The following is a 19454-nucleotide window of genomic DNA, read 5'->3' on the forward strand; positions in this document are numbered from 1 at the left end:
CAAATGAGAAGATTACCCGTTTATTTTTTATTAGATACCTCTGGCTCCATGTATGGCGAACCTATACAAGCCTTAAATAATGCTTTGAGTGGGATGATAAATACCCTTAGAATGGATGCTCAAGCATTGGATTCTTTGTGGATTTGCATTATAACGTTCGATAGAGAAGTGAAAGAGATAGTTCCCCTCACGGAATTAGCTTCTTTTCAATTACCCGAAATTACTTGTCCACAAAGTGGTCCAACGCATACAGGAAGAGCTTTGGAGATGTTACATCAGAAAGTAAAAACGGATATTATCAAAGGTAGTCCAACGCAAAAGGGTGATTGGAAGCCTTTATTGTTTCTTTTTACAGATGGCAAACCCAACGATTTACAACTCTATCGAGAGATGCTTCCCCAAATAAAAGCCCTTAATTTTGGCGCTATTGTTTGTTGTGCAGCTGGGAAATTGGCGGATGATAGTTTGTTGAAAGAATTAACCGATAATGTTATTCATTTAGATAATGCCGATAGTGCCACGTTGAAACAGTTTTTCAAATGGGTTTCAGAGACTATCGAACAAGGAAATAAAAGTCAAGGAACGGGTGAAACAATTGCTTTACCGCCTCCTCCAAGCGAAATAAATATTGTAATTTAATGTACTTAATCCTCCATATTTTCATTAATGTCCTCATCATTGGACTGTTTCTTTATTCAAAATTATTACCATACAAAGACAAATTAACGGGTCAATTCAAAAGCGCTTTTGATTTCTTTAATAGTATTTTTACGCCCATTTTGAATAGTCTAAAATCATTTTTTAAGCCATTTGAGGTCGGAATCGGTCTTTCGGTTGATATGACCCAAATTGTTTTGTTGGTTATTTTGTTATTGTTGAATTGGTATTTTTAAAATAGCTACAATGAGAAGACTACCCATCTATTTTTTAATTGACGTATCAGAATCAATGGTTGGCGACCAAATCAGGCAGGTGGAAGATGGGATGGCAACCATTATTAAATCCATCAAAACCGACCCACACGCCATTGAAACCGTTTGGATTTCGATTATTGTTTTTGCTGGACAAGCTAAAACCTTAGTACCTTTGCAGGAGGTTGTAAGTTTTTATCCTCCCCGATTTCCCATTGGCGGAGGCACTTCTCTGAGCAATGGTTTGGGACATTTGATGTTTGAATTGAGAAGAAATATCGTAAAAACTACGATGGAACAAAAAGGCGATTGGAAACCGATTGTGTTTTTGTTTACGGATGGTGTTCCCACTGACGATTCAAAAAATGCGATTAACGAATGGAAACAAAATTGGCAACGTACCGCCAATATGGTTGCTATTTCTTTCGGAGATAATACGGATACTTCGCTTTTGGGCGAATTAACTGAGAATGTTCTACAATTCAATAATGCCACGTCCGAAGATTATCAGAAGTTTTTTAAGTGGGTAACGGATTCCATCAAAACCAGTAGTGTACGGGTTGAAAATAGTAATTCGGGTTTTGAATTAGCAAAATTGGATGATGACACACTTACTAAAATTGATTTTAGCCAAGTAAAAACCGTCCCTTCTCAATACATAGATCATAATTTTGTGGTATTGGCAGGGAAATGTCAGAATACAAAACGCCCTTATTTGATAAAATACAAAAAAGCCTTGCGTGATTCTTCTACTTTTGGGTTAAATTACCAAACGCTTTCTTATCATTTGGTGGGAGCATTTCAAATGGACAGTTCATCTTATTCCGAACTTTCGGATGAAAATGGTATGGCTGCAAAAATAAATACCGAAGAATTAATCGGAATGCCTTCGTGTCCTTGTTGCGGCAATCAATTCGCTTTTGCGATGTGTAGTTGCGGAGAATTGCATTGTATTGGTTTGCAAAATATTGATGAAAAAACGGCTGAAATGAAAGCAACTTGCCCTTCTTGTGGCGTAAATGGCACTTACGGGTCGGGCAGTGGCGGTTTTGATGTAAACAGAACACAAGGATAGAACTTAAAATGAACAACCTAAAGCAATACATTAGCACTCTGTTTACTCAAAAAAACATGCTTGTCCCCAAGAATAGAACGCAACTCTTTGAAGCGTTTATTCAAGAAGAAACAATTATAAATGCCGTGCGAGTCATACAGGAAAACCAAAAAATGATGATAGATAAATGGAAAATAAAATCTACTATTCAAGACATCATAGAAAAACACCTTATCGTCCCAAATGCGATGGTTGATAAACCTTATTTGGTCAATTTGGATTTTGTGAAGTTGGAAATGAATGATATAATTTATTCAGAATTTGAAAATTTAGAAAATTATGGGTTGGAATACAACAATGAAACCGAAACCATCAGAGGAAATCCAACGCAAAGTGGTGATTTTAAAATAAAGATGAAATTTAGGGTGGCAGGAGAACCCGATGATTCTGAATTGAATGAAAAAAGGGTTTCTTTGATTATCAACGCCAATCCAAAATCCCTCTGGAAAGATATTCCCAGTACAAAATCAGAGAATAATTATTGGAAAGAAGACAACGTTCAAGATTTCCAACAATTGGGTGAAAAACACCTTGTTATTGCTTCGAAAAGAGGGCGTTCTCATGCCAATGTTGGCTCGTTTAGAGATGATGATTTTGCCTTCAAAAACTTCCCTGAAACGGGTTGGAATGTGGTTTGCGTTGCCGATGGTGCGGGCAGTGCTAGGCTCGCTCGACAAGGCTCAAAAATAGCTTGTGATGGCATTATTGACTATTTTACGGAAAATTTAACACCAGAATCCTTCTCAGAATTTGACCGTCTGCTGCAAGAACACAACTTAGGCACGGGGGAAGATACCCAAAAAAAGCTCAACGTTTTTGTCTATAATAAGTTGGGAAGTGCCGCCTTTCAAGTACATCAAAAATTAGCCGATTTTGCCCTTAAAACCGAAGCAAATATCAAGGATTTTCACAGTACGTTAATCTTTATTTTGTTTAAAAAATATGAATTTGGCTACGCCATTTTATCGTTTGGCGTGGGTGATTGTCCGATTGGATTATTAAATACTGATTTAACCGAGATTAAACTAATGAATTGGTTAGATGTGGGTGAATATGGTGGTGGAACACGGTTTATCACCATGCCCGAAATATTCAATAGCGATAAATTTGGAACCCGTTTTGGCTTTAAATTGGTAGATGATTTCGCTTATCTAATGCTCATGACGGATGGGATTTACGACCCAAAATTTGTGGTGGAAGCCAATTTAGAAAAAATACAAAAATGGAAAGAATTTTTGGCTGATTTAGGCGGTAATAATGAAGAAAAAATAACCGTAGAATTCAATTCCGAAAATACGGAAATCGCCAGTCAACTTTCAGCGTGGATGGACTTTTGGAGTTCTGGCAACCATGATGACAGAACTTTGGCAGTAGTATTTTAAGAATTTAAACAACGCATTAAATTCAATTATTAATCACTATGGGTGTAATTACAGTAAAATCAATCATAAACGACTCCACTTATCAATACGTTGATAACGGAAACCCAAAAAGTGGGACGGCTAAAAATGTATATTTTAGTCCCGACAGAAAATATGTGGTTGCTATTTTTAAAGAAAAACAAGATTTTAATCAGAGAGAACGCCTTACAAAAATTGTTACGCAATATTACAACGCTATAAAATCTAAAGAAGCGGGAGATTATTACTTAGAGGAAATCTACCGCTGGCCCACGGATGTGATAGAAACGAATGGCAAAACGGGTTTGATTGTTCCGATTTATAACCCAAAATTTTTCTTCAAAACGGGTTATGCTACCAGCGATTTAATCAAAGGAGAAGAGAAAAATGGAAAGTGGTTTGCAAGTTCAAAATTCAGAAACAGGGCATTCCCCCTACGTTTAGATGAAAGTGAATTAGGAAATTGGTTGGGCTATTTTCAGATATGCGTTAATTTGGCAAGGGGCGTAAAAAAAATGCACCAAATGGGATTATCTCATTCAGATTTATCATACAATAATGTTTTGGTTGACCCTGTCACAAAATCAGCTTGTATGATTGATTTGGATGGTTTGGTAGTGCCAGGTTTATACGCTGCGGAGGTAATCGGAACGGCTGATTTTATTGCTCCTGAAGTGCTTACAACCAAACATTTGGACAAAACTGACACCAACCGAAAACTCCCCAATCGTTTGACTGATCTCCACGCCCTTGCTTGTTTGGTGTACATGTATCTCCTCCACAGGCATCCCTTAAAAGGTGGGAAAGTGCATGATTTAGATACTGAAAAGGACGATTTACTTTCGATGGGAGAAAAATCCTTATTCATCGAACACCCCACAGATGCTTCCAACAGACCCAAAATGAATCAGATTTCAAAGTGGGATGTTTATTGGTCAGATATAAACAAGTTGCCCTATACGCTCACGGGGCCTTACCTAAAAGAACTTTTCGACCAAGCATTTATCAAAGGATTGCATAACCCTTATGAACGCCCCAATGCGGATATGTGGGAGCAAGCCTTATTGAAAACGACCGATTTGATGCAACCGTGCAGTAATTCATCTTGTGAACAAAAATGGTACGTTTTTGATAATTCCACTACGCCTCGATGTCCGTTTTGCGGAACGGCTCATAAAGGGACCTTACCCGTTTTAGATTTATACTACGAATTCAAGCCCACTGTTTGGCGACCAGAAAATCATCGTTTAATGGTTTATCACAATCAATATCTCTTTCAATGGCACGTCAATAGAAATATTCCGAGGAATGAACGCTTGACCGTAGCCCAAAAAACACCCGTTGGTTATTTTACCTTTCATAATAATGCTTGGGTCTTAGTTAATCAAAATCTAACAGGTCTTAAAGATTTAACCAATGACAGAATGATTGGAATCAACGAAATGGTGGAATTAACCGATGGCAAAAAACTATTATTATCAAAAGAAGAAGGAGGCCGAGTAGTAGTCATTACGATGGCAAACCAATAATTTCACCATTTACCCATTAAATATGAACGAGTTTATTCAACAAATTAATATTCTTTGGCAAGACGTAATTAGTCACCCAGGGAATTCGCTTGCCATCATTGGTAATCTAATTATTATAGAAAGTTTACTGTCAGTGGATAATGCAGCCGTACTGGCTACAATGGTGATGGATTTACCTCAAAACCAACGTGATAAAGCCTTGAAATATGGTATTTGGGGAGCTTATTTTTTCAGAGGATTAGCCATGATTTTTGCAGCGGCTCTTATCAAAATATGGTGGCTAAAATCGTTGGGAGGTCTTTATCTTTTATACTTAGTTTTTGATTGGTGGAAAGGAAAACAGACAGACACAGAAGAAGATGATTTCATTGATAAAGAAAGTAATTGGCTCTATAAATTGACTGTTGGTTCGTTAGGCACATTTTGGGCAACAGTCGCCTTAGTGGAATTAATGGACATGGCATTTTCGATTGATAATGTCTTTGCTGCCGTAGCGTTTTCTCCGAACATTATTTTAGTATGTATTGGCGTATTTATTGGAATTTTAGCGATGCGATTTATTGCTCAGTGGTTTGTAACCTTAATGGAAAAATATAGTTTTCTCGAAACCTCCGCTTTTGTAGTAATTGCAATTTTGGGGGTAAAATTGGTCTTATCTCTTTATGAACATTTCTATGCTGAAAGCGCTGTAAGCCGGTTTCTGGGTAGCCATGCGGCTGATATTGGCATTTCGGTTGTAACAGTTATCATTTTCTTTCTTCCAATTATTACTTCTTTATTATTTAATGTTCCTAAAATACATGAAGACGTTTGATTTTTAAAGTAGTAAAAATCAGTTTTAGAAGGATAAAAGAGGCAAATTTTCTGCCTCTTTTGTTGTGATTTACATAAATGTATAACTACAAGAAAGTCCACAATAAAATTGCCAACCGATACTGATGAATTATTTTAAAAATATAGCAACTATTTAAACGTAAACCCAATAAAAAAGTCGCTCCGTGAGAAGCGACTTTTCTACTATATGTCTAATAACCAAATGATTACTTAACTTTCTTTTTAACCAATTCTTTAACTTTGGCTGCTCTTCCTTGTTTGCCACGAAGATAAAATAATCTTGCACGACGAACTTTACCTCTACGCAATACTTCGATTTTATCAACGTTTGGTGAAAGTAAAGGAAAAATTCTTTCTACACCAATTCCGTTTGAAATTTTACGTACTGTGAATGTTTCACCTGCACCTGCATTACGACGTTGGATTACTGTTCCTTGGAAAACCTGAATACGCTCTTTAGCACCTTCACGGATTTTTACGTGTACATTAACGGTATCACCTGCTGAAAACTCGGGCAAATCTGCACGGCGTGCAGCATTTTCAGACTCTACGAACTTAATTAAATCGTTCATTTTTTGTTTTTTTACTGTTGAAAATTTTGATTTATTTTCCGAAAAAATTACCAGCGGTAGCTTTAAAGGTCTGATTATTAAGCATTTACTTAATAAAGACTGCCCAGCCACATAATTATTTTTGTTTGGGACTGCAAAGGTACGGAATGATTGCTGGAATTGAAAGGGGTAAAAGATAAAATTTACTGTTCAATTCTCTATCTATAATTTTCTTAGGCTCGTTTTATTGTGTAAAAATAAGAATTCAAAAAATTCAAAGCGGTTCTCTGAAAATTATCCATAAAAAAGCGTCTCGAAATTAATCAAGACGCTTTTTTTTATCATTCAAAAAATCTTACAAATACTGGTTGGCATTCAAAGCATTCAAATCTTCGAAAGCCAATTTCAAACGGCTTACGAAAGTATCTTCGCCCTTACGTAACCAAACACGTGGGTCATAGAATTTCTTATTTGGAGAATCTTCGCCCGTTGGGTTTCCAATTTGTCCTTGTAAGTATCCTTCTTTTTCTTTGTAAAAATTCAAAATACCTTCCCAGAATGCCCATTGCAAATCGGTATCAATATTCATTTTGATGGCTCCGTAAGAAAGTGCTTCACGAATTTCTTCACGTGATGAACCTGAACCTCCGTGGAATACAAAGTTGATTGGTTTCTCAGCCGTTAAACCGAATTTCTCTTTTACGAATTCTTGAGAATTATGTAAAATGATTGGAGACAATTTAACGTTTCCTGATTTATAAACGCCGTGTACGTTTCCGAAAGCCGCAGCGATGGTGAAACGGTGAGAAATTTTGCTCAATTCTTCGTAAGCATACGCTACTTCTGAAGGCTGAGTATATAATTTTGACGAATCAATATCTGAGTTATCAACCCCGTCTTCTTCACCACCTGTTACGCCCAATTCGATTTCTAAAGTCATTCCGATTTTAGACATTCTTGCTAAATAGTGCTTACAGATTTCGATGTTTTCTTCGATTGGTTCTTCTGATAAATCAATCATGTGTGAAGAGAACAATGGCTTGCCATGTTGTGCATAAAATGCTTCACCTGCATCCAACAAACCGTCTAACCAAGGCAATAATTTCTTAGCACAGTGATCAGTATGAAGAATTACTTGCACACCGTAAGCCTCCGCCATAAGATGTACGTGATGAGCACCCGAAATTCCACCGGCAATTGAAGCTTCTTGTTTTCCGTTTGGTAAAGATTTACCTGCGTAAAATTGAGCTCCACCGTTCGAGAATTGAACAATGACGGGTGAGTTTACCGCTTTGGCAGCTTCCAAAACTCCGTTCACTGTATCTGTCCCCGTAACGTTTACGGCTGGCAAAGCGAATTGATTTTTCTTAGCGATTTCAAAAAGCTCTTGAACGGCATCTCCGTACAAAACCCCTTTTTGGGAAGATAGACTTGACATAATTATTTTCTCTTGTTAAAAATTGTCTTGATTAATTCTTTGGATATTAGGAAGCTAAATAAATAAAATCATTTGTTTTTTACATTTTAACAGAATAATATTTTGATAAAATTGTATTTTCCAAATATTATAGATATTTACGCCACTTCCTACTCTGCAAATATACGAACCTTAAGGCTCTTTTTTATCAAGAACGTTAATTAATGTTAATTGGCTGAACTTACAGAAATATACGTTGATATTTGTCGTTTGAAAGGAAAACTCAAACCAAAAAGCTATGAAATTAAAACTTTTCCTATTTCTTTTCTTGGCAAATACTACGAACGTATTTTCGCAAATTCTTCCAAAAAGTGAATCTTTTGTTCGTTGCCTTTCACTCCAAATGACGGGCAGGAAGAAGAACATTAGTTTCTTTGAAGGCGATAATATCATTATTAATACCGTTTCAGACCGTAAAAAGCATAATTTCCAAATTCTTAGAATGACAGATAGTTCATTTTTTTATTCTCCTTATCAAGAACAAAATACCATTTTTGATTTACAAGAATTAAAGTTTAAAGACATCAAAAAGATTTATTTGGGCGGGAATAACAATCCAATTGCTTTTCGGGGTACGGGTATATTAGGGGGTGCGGGCGTAATATTATTTACGATTGAGGTGCTGAATCAGCTAAAAAATACACCTGTAAAAATTAACCCAACAATCGCTGGCGTGAGTGCTGGGTTAATTGGGGTAAGTTATTTGATAAAAGTCTTCACGAATCAGAATTATAGAATTAACAAAAGGCATTTTTTCCATTTATATCATCTGCCTTATTCGAGTCCATTGTTGCGACCGAGTTAATACCGAATACTCCAAAATGGATTTCGTTCTTCTTTAATTTTCTCTTGAATAAACTTCCGAAGCATATCTTGGTAAGCTAATTCATTAATTTTTTTGCCTTTCATTTTTTTGGGCAATTCCATTTCATTAGTAATTTTTAAGGGTTCAATTTTTGTGGCTTCCACAATCATCGCCCCGTCGTTAATGTTCAATTCCATGATTAATCCAGGCAAGCCATAAAGTCTTTCTGGACCCGCATTAATAGGAATATCTTGGGCAAACCAAGCGATAATTTTTTGTTTTTTGATCGTATCTTGTATCATCGCTTTCATGCAAATATGCCCCGCTACGTCTTTGATATCATTCAGAATTTTCCAGTCCAATTCCTTCAATGAATCTTCCATGAGGTAGGTTTTACCAATCATTTCAAAAACTTCTGCTATCGTATTTTTCTCAAAATCTCGCTTGATGCCAAAGACTTCTTTCCGACCATTATAATCGTATTTTTCTTCCCACGAATTGAGCTGTTCTGATTGTTTGTAGTAACTTCCTTTTTCATTGAAATAGAGCAGTGTATATTCCGATGACTCATCCCGACCCCCAAACATGTAGGCTTGTTTTTCCTTTTCTTGCTTACTGAGATAAGATAAGGTCGAATTTAATTTTGTCCAATATACCGTGCGAGTATAACGCACCATTCCTTCTTGTTGCGCATGAGTTGCGAAGGAAATTAGAAATATGGAAATTATGATTAATGTATTTTTCATATCAGTTTCTGAATCAGGCATTTTTGGTCTTATCCAATACTAAAACCCTGAATTTCAAATGATTAAATTATTAATTGAAAATTGTTAATTGACTTCTAAAACCATCCTTGATTTTTCTTCAATTTACTTTCATGTCCTTTCAAATTATAAGTAAGACTCAGCATGAAATAACGGGCTAATGTCAAGGAGATTTGATTAGTTATGGTATTTTGGAAACCTTGTTGAAGAATACTCTGGCGCTTATTGAACAAATCAAATGCGGCTAAACGAACTTCCAATTTATTTTCTTTCATAAATAAACGACGCACGGAGGCATTGAAAATGGGAAGATTTTGTTCAAATCCAAACCGTTCGTTCCGAAATCTTTTATAGTCTAAATTGGTTTCTAAGAACGTATTTTTAATAAAATTCCATTTTATAGAAGCATCCAAACTGCTGTTTCTAATATTCTGATTTTGCGCATCGCTCAATGAATATTTGATATTATTAATGCCAAAACGAGTATTCAGACCCACAATAAGTTTATCACTCGGCGTAAGGCTCAAACCAAAATTTAGGTTATAATTCTGATTGTTACTATTATTCAAAATGCCATTAATGTAAGTTGGATTATTAGAAATTGAAATATTGGGATTCATATTTACAGTTAATTTCGTTTTGATAATGGGAAAGCCTAAATACGTTCCTAAAGAGAAATTATCGCCTCCTGAAAGATTCTCTGGACGGGTTTTAACAATAAATGTATTGGGGTCAATGGTCTGATTATAAACAATTTGACTTAAATAATAATTGTAATTTCCCCAAATATTAATGTTCAAAAACGTGGCAGGGTCAAATTTATACATTGACAAACTAACACTGTGACTTTTCTCAGGATTCAAATCAGGATTACCCGTTGAAATAAAGAAAGGATTATTGTTATTGATAACGGGTTGCAAATCAGCAATTTGTGGCGCTGATACCTCCAAATTATAACTAAAATTGAAATATAAATTGTTCTTCAATTCCAAACTGGCATCCAAATATGGCATAAAACTTGGATAACTTTTAGCGATGCTACTAAAAATTTGTCCGCCTTTTTGAGGAAATTGTTTACCATCAAGGTCATAACGAAGGGCCGCACCTCCCAAAGAAATATTGATTCCAGAAAATGAATAACGCAAACTTGTACCGACACGATTGTAGGTAACTGTATTTTCAAAATAGGTACTCAAACTATCCAAACGACGATTTTCTATTAACCCATTGAAAGCCTGACGATTTACCGACCGATTATCGGATGAAAAGTTGTAGAATGTTTCCCAAAATATTTTCTTAGAAAGTGGTTCTAAAAATAAAGCGCTTCCTTTCGCCATATTCTGACGATTATCGTTATCATTAATTTGACGAATCGCTCTCACTTGCTCCGTAAATGTGCCAGCAGTAATAAATTTGGTGATTGAATTTAGGTTTTCATTACCATTGGAATTATTGATATTATACCCAAAACTCAAAGCGTAACTTCGTCCTTTCTTTTTGAATTTATGTCTAAAAATAGCATTGGTATTTAGGTAAAAACTGGTTAAATCACTCCCGTTTTTAATCTCCGAACGAGTCCGCAAAAGTCCTTCTTCCGTCAAATTACTTTGGAACATCGTATTGGCATCATTTTTCATTCCCGCCCGCATATTCACTTTAACAATCAACGTATTACTGGAATCAATCATGCGTTCAAAACGAGTTCCAATGCTATGATTTCCACGAAAATTATTCTGGGTACTGGTATCGGTTGTTAAAAAAGCACTATTTTGAAGGAAGGTTTTTTTGTTTTGATATTGGTCTAAAAACAAGCGAGTTTGGTTATAAAAGTAACTCGTACTGAGCTTCGTTTTCTTATTATCAAAGTTATAATTCACTCCTCCCCCACCATTATTGGTGAAACCTCTTCCATCAAATTGATTCGTGATGCCATCGCCATCTGAGCCCCACCAACGATTTCCGCCAAAACCAAAATCACCGTTATCGTTGTTGTTGAAACTATTATTTCCCTTAAATTCACCGTAATCGCTCCAGTTTACGCCCGTTTCATTAATATTATTTCCGTATCCCAAAATCGAAAATTGGCTTGTTTTGTTGAAACGGTTATAATTTCCACGGGCAGCCATCCGTGAATCCGTACCAACTGCCCCGGTGATTTTACCGAAAGCACCTTTCTTGTATTCCTCTTTTAGTTCTAAATTAATGGCTTTTTCTTTCTTGCCATCGTCCACACCTGTGAGTTTGGCTTGTTCAGATTTGTCATTGAAAACCTGCACTTTCGAAATAGTTTCTGCGCCTAAGTTTCTGGTTGCCGCTTTTGGGTCGTCACCAAAGAAGGTCTTTCCATCCACCAAAACCTTTTTCACGTCTTTTCCTTGGGCTTTGATATTGCCCGCTGCATCAATTTCCATACCTGGCAAACGCCTCAGTAAATCTTCTACCGAAGAACCTTGCGGAACTTTAAATGAGCGTGCATCATATTCGATGGTATCGCCCTTGATGGTCAATGGCGCTCGGGCAGTTCTCACGACCACTTCCAATAATTCTTTGGAAATGGGTTTAATGCCAACATTGCCCAAATCAGCAGTTTCAGTAGCTGAAGGCGCTAAAACTTGTTGATAAGGAAGGTATCCTACATAAGAAACCTTCAAAATGTAATGGGCATTTTTGACGTTTTTAAACTCAAAAAAGCCTTTGTCATTTGCCCTCGAAAAATTGATGAGAGCGGAGTCTTTGGGAGTCAAAAGCATGACCGTTGCACCACCCATAACATTGGACGATGTGTCTTGAATAATGCCTTTAATCGTTACTCTTACAGGGTTTTGTGCAAAAGCAACTACACAAAAAAGCATGAAAAATAGTAAAATGAAGACTTTACGCATGGTGATAGAGTTTGGTAAAAATGAGGTAAACAAATGATTGAAACACAGGAAATTCCTGATAGAACATTTTTCAATAGTGTGGTTAATTGGGAGAAATGGTCGTAAAAAAATTATTTCGTAGAAAATAGATTTTTACTTTTGCGATAACGGAACAAAGCTAACTATTATTTTAGTTATTAAATATATCCTTAACAAAATTTAACATTTCGTGAACATACTTTTACATTTTTTGAAAGAAGGAGGAAAGGGAAGGAATGTTGAAGATTAGGAAGATTTTTATTGAAATATTATACAAATAAGCTGTCATTGCTTCACTGCGTTCGCAATGACAGCACTTAAATTATCCTCGCAGAAATTTCAAATAGACACCATTGGTCCATCCGAAGCCGTCTTGGTTGGGATATTCTCCTCCGCCTGCATTAATATTTGGCGTTTCTACGTTATATTTTTCAGTCATTTTGCCTGTTTCGGCATACACTTTTTCGTTGGTTTGCATCCAACGAGTTTTGATATCGTTCGCTAAGTCAAAATAGCCGTATTTTATCAAACCTTTATAAGCAATATATTGCAAAGGAGCCCATCCATTTGGAGTATCCCATTGTTGTGTTGTGTCGTTTATGGTGGTAATTAAACCGCCTTCTTTCAAAAATTTGGACTCAATAATTTTAACCATTTTTCGTGCTTGTATCTGTCTGGCTACGTTGAAAAAGAGTGGAAAAACACCCGCCAAAGAATACACATCCGTTTGTTTTTTTGAAACAAAATTATAGTCAAAATAAAAGTTTTTTTCATGACTAAAAAAATATTTTTTAATGGCTCTCTCTCGGAGATTCATTAGGGTAAAATACTTGTCAATTCTTTTTCGATTATCCGTTAATAAATAAGCCTTAAAAATGGTTCTTTCAAGGTTAAACAAAAGGCAATTCAAATCCACTGGTAGGATATTTGTGGTGTCGATTGTATTCATATTTTGTCCATCCTTAAACCAACGACTACTAAAATCCCAACCTGATTCTGCGGCGGCTCTAATGTGCCTAAAAAAGCCTTCCGAAGGTTCTGACAAACTTTCTGACAATTCTATATCTTCTCGATAAGACTCTGGACGGGGCGTATCGTATTCGTCCCAATAACGATTTAAGACATAAAAATCCCTCAAAAAAACAACCCTTTTACTCACTGGATTTTGGGTAGAAATTTGCTCTTTGTCTTGCATCCAAAACTCGTACTCTTTTTCCAATACTGGGAGATATTTCGTCAGAATTTCATCACCTTTTTCTTCCCGCAACGCTTCCACAATTAAAGAGAAAAATGGCGGTTGTGAACGGCCTAAAAAATAAGTTCGATTTCCATTAGGGATGTAGCCAAATTTGTTGATAAGGTACGCAAAATTATCAGCAATATTTTCAATTAAATCAATTTTACCGCTGGTTTGTAACCCTAAAATGGTGAAATAACTATCCCAATAATACATTTCTTGAAAACGTCCGCCAGGAACAATATATGGATAAGGCAATTCGATTAATGAGCCTTCTGCTTTTGCGGGTTTACGGGTGAGAATATGCCATAAATCTTCCAAATGTTGCTCAACAGGCTTTGATGTATCTGATTGATAATCAATGGATAAAAAAGGATTTTTATTAAAATTGTTCTTAACGAATTGTTGTAAATCGAAATCAGATAATTGATAATTTTTCAAGTACTTATTTTCAATTTCTTCTATGGAGGATTTGGGAATATAATCACAAAAAGTCTTGGAATCTGGAAATATATCACTCATCTGGACGGCTTTAAAAAGTTCGGATGAGTAGAATTGATTAGTGTTAGTTAGCGGGTTTTGCATTTAGGTATTTTTTTAAAATATATTGATAAAGTAAAGCGTTGCGCAATTATAAACTCGGTAGATTCTATTTTTTTTCGGATAATTTATTGAAAATAACCAAACAAATTATCAAAATGGTCATGGGAATTAGGGAGAAATAAAAAGCACTTTGTCCTCCGAAATGTTCAAAAATGTAACCCGTAATCAACGAACCTGTTGTACCTCCCAAGGCGGAAAAAATAACGATTAAACCTGACATTATTCCGTGCTGACGAGTTGGTAGTGAACTCAAAATGACAGAATTAATGGCTGGATAAATGGGTGCGATTACTAAGCCAATCATTGGAAAAATAAAGGCAACAAGCGGTGCATTTCCCCATCCTGTGATGACTTCATTGCTAAGGTTTTTAGCCAACGGCAACGCTAACAGCACCATTCCTCCCGCCAATAAGACGCAGATTATCAGTACCGTAAGCCATTTTAATTTTTTCAAAACGATACCTGCCAAAAACCTCCCGACTGCTGTGGAAGCCGCTAAAATACCCGCCATTTGTACGCTTAAAGAATTAGGTAAATGCAAAACTTTACTATTGAAAGTGGGCAACCAACTCATGATACTTTGTTCAATCAACACGTAAATAAAAGCACTCGCTACAAAGACCAATACCACTGGAATGGCTATTAATTTAAACATTTCTTGGAAATCTCCCGTTGGGTTATTTGAATCCTTCTTGATGCTTGTTTCATCCATTTTAGTGGACAATAATAATAAAAAAGCTAACACGGCAAGTCCCGCTAAAAGGTAATAAACATTCACCCAAGCAGTAGATTGAGGGTTTTTATCGTCAATAAAAAAACTAAAAATAAACCCCGCCGACAAAATACCAACCATGAAAAATGATTCGACAAAATTCATCAAACTGATGTGTTCGGTTTTGTCCTTTACTACCAAACCAATAGTTCCGTAAACAGAAACCTTTATCAAAGCAAAACTTGCTCCTACGGCTCCAAAAAGCAATTTTGTCATCCAAAATTGATTGACTAAAGGCATGGTTATACAAGCAATTGTTACGATAGTTAAGGCTAAAAGCATGGAGTTTTTATAGCCGATTCGGGAAATATAGGAAGCAACTAAAAACGACATTCCCGCAATACTCAAATCCTTGAAAGCCTCCAAAATGGCCGCTGAAGATTCTGTAATGCCATAAGTAGATTGAACTTGTAAAATGACCGTTCCAACGCTGTTCAGGAGAATGGCAAAAATGAAATAATTAATAAAAATTGAGAGTTTTATTTTCCAATTATTCATAAAATTTGTGGTTTTGAAAATTTTTATATGATAGCCTGTGGGTCTTTAATTCAAAAGTACAGACTAAAGTCGGGCTTACAAAAAAAAGCGGACTGATGCCCGCTTTTAATCCAGTAAATTATGTGATTAGATAAATTTCAAGAAATGGTTAATGGTAATACAAATTTCGAGCATATATTAAAACAATACTACTCTTAAATTATTTTAATTTTGAACGCTATTAATAGTTTTAGTATATTTAGGTTGAATACAATAATAATTTAAGCGTAATTATACTCAAAACAATAAACTTTCTTGAAATATTTTTAGATGAAAACTGAATTTGAAATCATACAACGCAATCCAGGAAGTTCATTTAGATTGTTGCATCATAATGTGTCAGCAAAAACTTTTAAATGGCATTATCACTATCACCCTGAATATGAAATTGTGTGCGTTTTTGAAGGCTCTGGTAGGCGACACGTAGGCAATCATTTGAGTAATTATGTGGATGGTGATTTAGTTTTGATTGGCTCAAATTTGCCTCACGGTGGATTTGGGTACGGTTCTGTGGGGATACACGAAGAGATTGTTATTCAATTTACTTCTGATTTTTTGGGCGAAAACTTTCTTTTAAAACCCGAAATGGAAAGTATTAACAAACTGTTTGAACGTTCTAAACAAGGACTTAGCTTTTATGGGAATACCCAAAAAGAATTATCGGAAAGATTTCGAAATTTACCCCAATTATCTCATTTTGAAAGATTGATTGAGCTATTGAATATCCTCCAAAACTTGGCAAATTCTGCGGAATATATTTCATTGAATCCAGCAAATATTCGGTATAATTTCAACCAAAAAGACCAAGTGCGTTTAGGAAAAGTTTATAGATTTGTTGAGGAAAACTATGCACAAGAGATTGACATTCAAATGGTTGCAAAAATTTGTAATTTAACTATTCCAGCCTTTTGCAATTATTTCAAAAAAATATAAATCAAACTTTTACTGATTTTACGAATGAATATCGAATCAATCAAGCCTGTAAAATGCTTTTGGATGGCTTGAATATTGTGGATATTTGCTATCAGTCTGGATTTAATAATGTTTCTTATTTTGGACGAGTTTTCAAACAATTTAAAGGCATAAATCCTTCACAATTTAGAAGAAATTTTGGCAAAACATAACAGTACGGTATGCAAGAATGAGTACGTGTAAGTTATTTTTGGGATATAAATTTGATAAAATTCATGAAAGTTGCCCTTTTTATTCCTTGTTATGTTGACCAATTTTATCCAAATGTTGCCATTGCTACATTGGAATTATTAGAAAAATTAGGCTGTGAAGTTGTCTATCCACTCAATCAAACTTGTTGCGGGCAACCGATGGCAAATTCAGGTTTTGAGCATCTGAGTAAGGATTGTGATAATAATTTTGTGGATAATTTCAGCGGATTTGATTACATCGTTTCGCCTTCGGGAAGTTGTACTTTGCACATCAAAGAACATTTACACGGAACTGATGTTCAATCGTCTACCCATATACGCAAGCATATTTACGAACTTACCGAATTTTTAACGGACGTTTTGAAAGTTGAGAATCTTTCTGCAAAATTTCCGCATCGGGTAGGTTTACACCAAAGTTGTCACGGACAAAGAGGTTTAAAAATTGCCCAAATGTCGGAATTAGTTGCTCAGGCTTTTTCAAAAACCGAGAAATTACTGAATATGGTAGAAGGGCTTTCGCTCGTTACATTAGACCGAAAAGATGAATGTTGTGGTTTTGGTGGAACATTTTGCGTAACTGAAGAAGCAATTTCCGTAAAAATGGGCAAAGACCGAATCACCGACCATACTAAACACGAAGCCGAATTTATTGTGGGTTCGGATGTATCGTGTTTGATGCACATGGAAGGAATTATGAAGCGACAAGGCTCGAAGATTAAGGTAAAACATATTGCAGAGATATTGAATTCAGTGATAAGTTAGTGAGTTATGATTTATTCTCGAAAGTCACTAACTCACAATTCACTAACTAACAATTCACAACTATAAAATGAAAAACATAAAAATAGACCACGCCACAGCTTCGACTGCGTTTAATAAAGACGAAGCTCACGTTGATTGGCACGATGAAACTTTATGGTTTGTGCGTTCTAAGCGTGATAAAGCCGTTTTTCAGATTCCAGAATGGGAACAATTGCGTGAAGCAGGTTCGCAGATAAAGAATCATGTCTTATCAAATTTGCACGATTATCTAACTGAATTTGAGAAAAAAGCCACTGAAAATGGCATTACTGTTCACTGGGCAGCCGATGGCAAAGAACATAACGAAATCATTTATTCGATTATCAAGAATGAAGGCGTAAACCGAATGGTGAAGTCTAAATCTATGCTGACCGAGGAATGTCATTTGAATGATTTTTTGAAAGAAAAAGGCGTTGAAGTCATTGATTCTGACCTCGGCGAACGTATCGTACAGATGCGTGAAGAACCACCTTCGCACATTGTTTTACCCGCCATTCACCTCAAAAAATCGGACGTTGGGGAAACTTTCCATAAACATTTAGGCACTGAAAAAGGAGCAACTGACCCACAATATTTAACGGAAGCGGCTCGTCAGCACCTCAGAGATACATTTTTGACTCGTAAAGTTGCTTTGACGGGTGTGAATTTTGCCATTGCCGAAACGGGAGGATTTGTGGTTTGTACCAACGAAGGCAACGCCGACATGGGAGCTCATTTGGCGGATGTTCACATTGCCGCAATGGGTTTTGAAAAAATTATTCCGAAGGCTGAACACTTGGGTGTTTTCTTGAGATTATTAGCCAGAAGTGCCACAGGACAGCCCATTACTACTTTTTCGAGCCATTTTCATAAACCAAGAGGAGGACAAAAAATGCACATTATCATCGTGGATAATGGCAGAACGAAGCAATTGGGTCGCCCAGATTTTCGAAATTCATTAAAATGTATTCGTTGTGCGGCTTGTTTTAATACTTGCCCTGTGTATCGTCGTTCGGGTGGACACAGTTATCATACAGCCATTGCTGGACCGATTGGTTCAATTCTCGCTCCGAATTTGGAAATGGCTCAAAATGCAGATTTGCCTTTTGCTTCTACACTTTGTGGCTCGTGTTCAAATGTTTGCCCCGTAAAAATTGATATTCACGAACAACTTTATAAATGGCGACAAGTTTTGGTAAAAGAAGGACACGTTTCGAGTGTTAAAAGTATCGGAATTAAATCAATGGCAAGCGTTTTGAGTTCGCCAAGTTTTTATAGAACAGCAGGAAAATTAGGAAGATTTTTGATGAAAAATACGCCATTTGTGGTGAATAATAATTTAAATGTTTGGTATCAACAAAGAGAAATGCCCGAAGTACCGAAAGAGAGTTTTAGAGAATGGTATGTGAAGGAGAAAGGTAAGAAGTAGAAATGTAGAAAAGGAATTGGCGAAGTAAATCACAACTCACTAAATCACAACTAAACCAGAATGTCATCAAGAGAACAAATATTAGCCAATATAAAAACCAATCAACCTGACTATCAACAACTTGACGTTCCGTTTAAGTTTGAGACAGTCTATGAAAATCTGTTTGAAAAATTCTCAGAAATTCTGAGTTTTGTGGGTGGCAAAGCGATTGAAGTTAATAATTACGACGAAATAAAAGCCGATATTCAAGCTCATTATCAAGGTGTAACAAACATTGCCACTACGATTTCTGAGCTTTCAGCATTAGCAGATTTTAGCCTCAATGTCGCTGACCCACATGATTTAGAAATGCTAAATTTGGCCATTATTAAAGGTGATTTTGCCGTGGCTGAAAATGCCGCCATTTGGGTTTCTGAAAAACATATTCCTCATCGTGTTTTGCCCATGATTACCCAATATTTGGCCATCGTTATCCATAGATCTGACATCATTACCAATATGCACCGTGCTTACGAACGAGTAAAAGTGGATGAAACGGGCTTTGGGACATTCATTTCTGGCCCTTCCAAAACGGCAGACATTGAGCAAAGTTTAGTCATTGGCGCTCATGGAGCGAGGGGCTTGGTAGTGTATGTGATGGTGGATTAA

General features: G+C 36.1%; 18 protein-coding genes. 12 read left to right on the plus strand and 6 right to left on the minus strand.

All coding sequences use genetic code 11. From position 1 onward, the window contains the following. The first annotated feature begins 3 nt into the window (after positions 1-3). The 6 genes from AC1W31_RS03600 to AC1W31_RS03625 are packed head-to-tail and all read left to right on the plus strand — an operon-like array spanning position 4 to position 5768. The gene (locus AC1W31_RS03600) at positions 4-639 is read left to right on the plus strand and encodes a vWA domain-containing protein (protein WP_481733037.1); all 636 of its coding nucleotides are present in this window, start codon (positions 4-6) and stop codon (positions 637-639) included. Next, complete coding sequence (locus AC1W31_RS03605; RefSeq protein ID WP_481733038.1) at positions 639-893, plus strand: hypothetical protein; 255 nt, start codon at positions 639-641, stop codon at positions 891-893. Before AC1W31_RS03600 ends, AC1W31_RS03605 begins: the two co-directional genes overlap by 1 nt. A gap of 10 nt (positions 894-903) precedes the next feature. Next, on the plus strand, positions 904-1986 hold the full coding sequence (locus tag AC1W31_RS03610; protein WP_481733039.1) for a TerY-C metal binding domain-containing protein: 1083 nt from the start codon (positions 904-906) through the stop codon (positions 1984-1986). Positions 1987-2042: 56 nt separating this feature from the next. After that, positions 2043-3407, plus strand: coding sequence for a PP2C family serine/threonine-protein phosphatase (locus AC1W31_RS03615; protein ID WP_481733040.1), 1365 nt, complete (start codon positions 2043-2045; stop codon positions 3405-3407). 38 nt (positions 3408-3445) lie between these two features. Further along, the gene (locus AC1W31_RS03620; RefSeq protein ID WP_481733041.1) at positions 3446-4954 is read left to right on the plus strand and encodes a protein kinase domain-containing protein; all 1509 of its coding nucleotides are present in this window, start codon (positions 3446-3448) and stop codon (positions 4952-4954) included. 22 nt (positions 4955-4976) lie between these two features. Next, positions 4977-5768, plus strand: a complete 792-nt coding sequence (locus AC1W31_RS03625) for a DUF475 domain-containing protein (protein WP_481733042.1) — start codon at positions 4977-4979, stop codon at positions 5766-5768. A 226-nt stretch (positions 5769-5994) separates the two neighbouring features. On the opposite strand, the gene rplS is transcribed toward AC1W31_RS03625, so the two are convergent. Beyond that, positions 5995-6360: a 50S ribosomal protein L19 gene (gene rplS, locus AC1W31_RS03630; protein ID WP_481733043.1), complete on the minus strand. Its 366-nt coding sequence runs from the start codon at positions 6358-6360 to the stop codon at positions 5995-5997. A 334-nt stretch (positions 6361-6694) separates the two neighbouring features. After that, positions 6695-7777 (minus strand): class II fructose-bisphosphate aldolase, encoded by a 1083-nt coding sequence (fbaA, locus tag AC1W31_RS03635; protein WP_481733044.1) that lies wholly within the window; start codon positions 7775-7777, stop codon positions 6695-6697. 277 nt (positions 7778-8054) lie between these two features. Here fbaA and AC1W31_RS03640 point away from each other — a divergent pair, with 277 nt between their 5' ends. After that, positions 8055-8621, plus strand: a complete 567-nt coding sequence (locus tag AC1W31_RS03640; RefSeq protein ID WP_481733045.1) for a hypothetical protein — start codon at positions 8055-8057, stop codon at positions 8619-8621. Here the strand turns inward: AC1W31_RS03640 and AC1W31_RS03645 are convergent. The 4 genes from AC1W31_RS03645 to AC1W31_RS03660 all read right to left on the minus strand — a co-directional run bounded on the left by AC1W31_RS03645 (position 8618) and on the right by AC1W31_RS03660 (position 15395). Further along, positions 8618-9388 carry a GLPGLI family protein gene (locus AC1W31_RS03645; protein ID WP_481733046.1) on the minus strand — a complete coding sequence of 257 codons (771 nt, stop codon included), beginning with the start codon at positions 9386-9388 and terminating at the stop codon, positions 8618-8620. The two genes, AC1W31_RS03640 and AC1W31_RS03645, sit on opposite strands and share 4 nt — an antisense overlap. A 74-nt stretch (positions 9389-9462) precedes the next feature. Continuing rightward, positions 9463-12267 (minus strand): TonB-dependent receptor, encoded by a 2805-nt coding sequence (locus tag AC1W31_RS03650; protein ID WP_481733047.1) that lies wholly within the window; start codon positions 12265-12267, stop codon positions 9463-9465. Between the two features lie 340 nt (positions 12268-12607). Beyond that, the gene (gene treF / locus AC1W31_RS03655; protein ID WP_481733048.1) at positions 12608-14107 is read right to left on the minus strand and encodes an alpha,alpha-trehalase TreF; all 1500 of its coding nucleotides are present in this window, start codon (positions 14105-14107) and stop codon (positions 12608-12610) included. Between the two features lie 64 nt (positions 14108-14171). Next, positions 14172-15395: an MFS transporter gene (locus AC1W31_RS03660; protein ID WP_481733049.1), complete on the minus strand. Its 1224-nt coding sequence runs from the start codon at positions 15393-15395 to the stop codon at positions 14172-14174. A 309-nt stretch (positions 15396-15704) separates the two neighbouring features. On the opposite strand from AC1W31_RS03660, the gene AC1W31_RS03665 reads away from it, so the two are divergent. The 5 genes from AC1W31_RS03665 (at position 15705) to AC1W31_RS03685 (ending at position 19454) form a co-directional block, all read left to right on the plus strand. Next, entirely contained in the window at positions 15705-16367 is a 663-nt protein-coding gene (locus AC1W31_RS03665; protein ID WP_481733050.1) for a cupin domain-containing protein, read from the plus strand. Then, a complete protein-coding gene (locus AC1W31_RS03670; RefSeq protein ID WP_481733051.1) occupies positions 16343-16558 on the plus strand; it encodes a helix-turn-helix domain-containing protein in 216 nt (71 codons plus the stop codon). Before AC1W31_RS03665 ends, AC1W31_RS03670 begins: the two co-directional genes overlap by 25 nt. Positions 16559-16621: 63 nt before the next feature. Further along, the gene (locus AC1W31_RS03675; RefSeq protein ID WP_481733052.1) at positions 16622-17359 is read left to right on the plus strand and encodes a (Fe-S)-binding protein; all 738 of its coding nucleotides are present in this window, start codon (positions 16622-16624) and stop codon (positions 17357-17359) included. Between the two features lie 67 nt (positions 17360-17426). Beyond that, positions 17427-18806 carry a lactate utilization protein B gene (locus tag AC1W31_RS03680; protein WP_481733053.1) on the plus strand — a complete coding sequence of 460 codons (1380 nt, stop codon included), beginning with the start codon at positions 17427-17429 and terminating at the stop codon, positions 18804-18806. 60 nt (positions 18807-18866) lie between these two features. After that, complete coding sequence (locus tag AC1W31_RS03685) at positions 18867-19454, plus strand: LutC/YkgG family protein (RefSeq protein WP_481733054.1); 588 nt, start codon at positions 18867-18869, stop codon at positions 19452-19454.

It is taken from the genome of Arcicella sp., from assembly GCF_964672035.1.

Coding starts and splice junctions, on each gene's coding strand:
- AC1W31_RS03600 (WP_481733037.1), top strand. CDS start 4: ATGAGAAGATTACCCGTTTATTTTTTATTAGATACCTCTGGCTCCATG.
- AC1W31_RS03605 (WP_481733038.1), top strand. CDS start 639: ATGTACTTAATCCTCCATATTTTCATTAATGTCCTCATCATTGGACTG.
- AC1W31_RS03610 (WP_481733039.1), top strand. CDS start 904: ATGAGAAGACTACCCATCTATTTTTTAATTGACGTATCAGAATCAATG.
- AC1W31_RS03615 (WP_481733040.1), top strand. CDS start 2,043: ATGCTTGTCCCCAAGAATAGAACGCAACTCTTTGAAGCGTTTATTCAA.
- AC1W31_RS03620 (WP_481733041.1), top strand. CDS start 3,446: ATGGGTGTAATTACAGTAAAATCAATCATAAACGACTCCACTTATCAA.
- AC1W31_RS03625 (WP_481733042.1), top strand. CDS start 4,977: ATGAACGAGTTTATTCAACAAATTAATATTCTTTGGCAAGACGTAATT.
- rplS (WP_481733043.1), bottom strand. CDS start 6,360: ATGAACGATTTAATTAAGTTCGTAGAGTCTGAAAATGCTGCACGCCGT.
- fbaA (WP_481733044.1), bottom strand. CDS start 7,777: ATGTCAAGTCTATCTTCCCAAAAAGGGGTTTTGTACGGAGATGCCGTT.
- AC1W31_RS03640 (WP_481733045.1), top strand. CDS start 8,055: ATGAAATTAAAACTTTTCCTATTTCTTTTCTTGGCAAATACTACGAAC.
- AC1W31_RS03645 (WP_481733046.1), bottom strand. CDS start 9,388: ATGCCTGATTCAGAAACTGATATGAAAAATACATTAATCATAATTTCC.
- AC1W31_RS03650 (WP_481733047.1), bottom strand. CDS start 12,267: ATGCGTAAAGTCTTCATTTTACTATTTTTCATGCTTTTTTGTGTAGTT.
- treF (WP_481733048.1), bottom strand. CDS start 14,107: ATGCAAAACCCGCTAACTAACACTAATCAATTCTACTCATCCGAACTT.
- AC1W31_RS03660 (WP_481733049.1), bottom strand. CDS start 15,395: ATGAATAATTGGAAAATAAAACTCTCAATTTTTATTAATTATTTCATT.
- AC1W31_RS03665 (WP_481733050.1), top strand. CDS start 15,705: ATGAAAACTGAATTTGAAATCATACAACGCAATCCAGGAAGTTCATTT.
- AC1W31_RS03675 (WP_481733052.1), top strand. CDS start 16,622: ATGAAAGTTGCCCTTTTTATTCCTTGTTATGTTGACCAATTTTATCCA.
- AC1W31_RS03680 (WP_481733053.1), top strand. CDS start 17,427: ATGAAAAACATAAAAATAGACCACGCCACAGCTTCGACTGCGTTTAAT.
- AC1W31_RS03685 (WP_481733054.1), top strand. CDS start 18,867: ATGTCATCAAGAGAACAAATATTAGCCAATATAAAAACCAATCAACCT.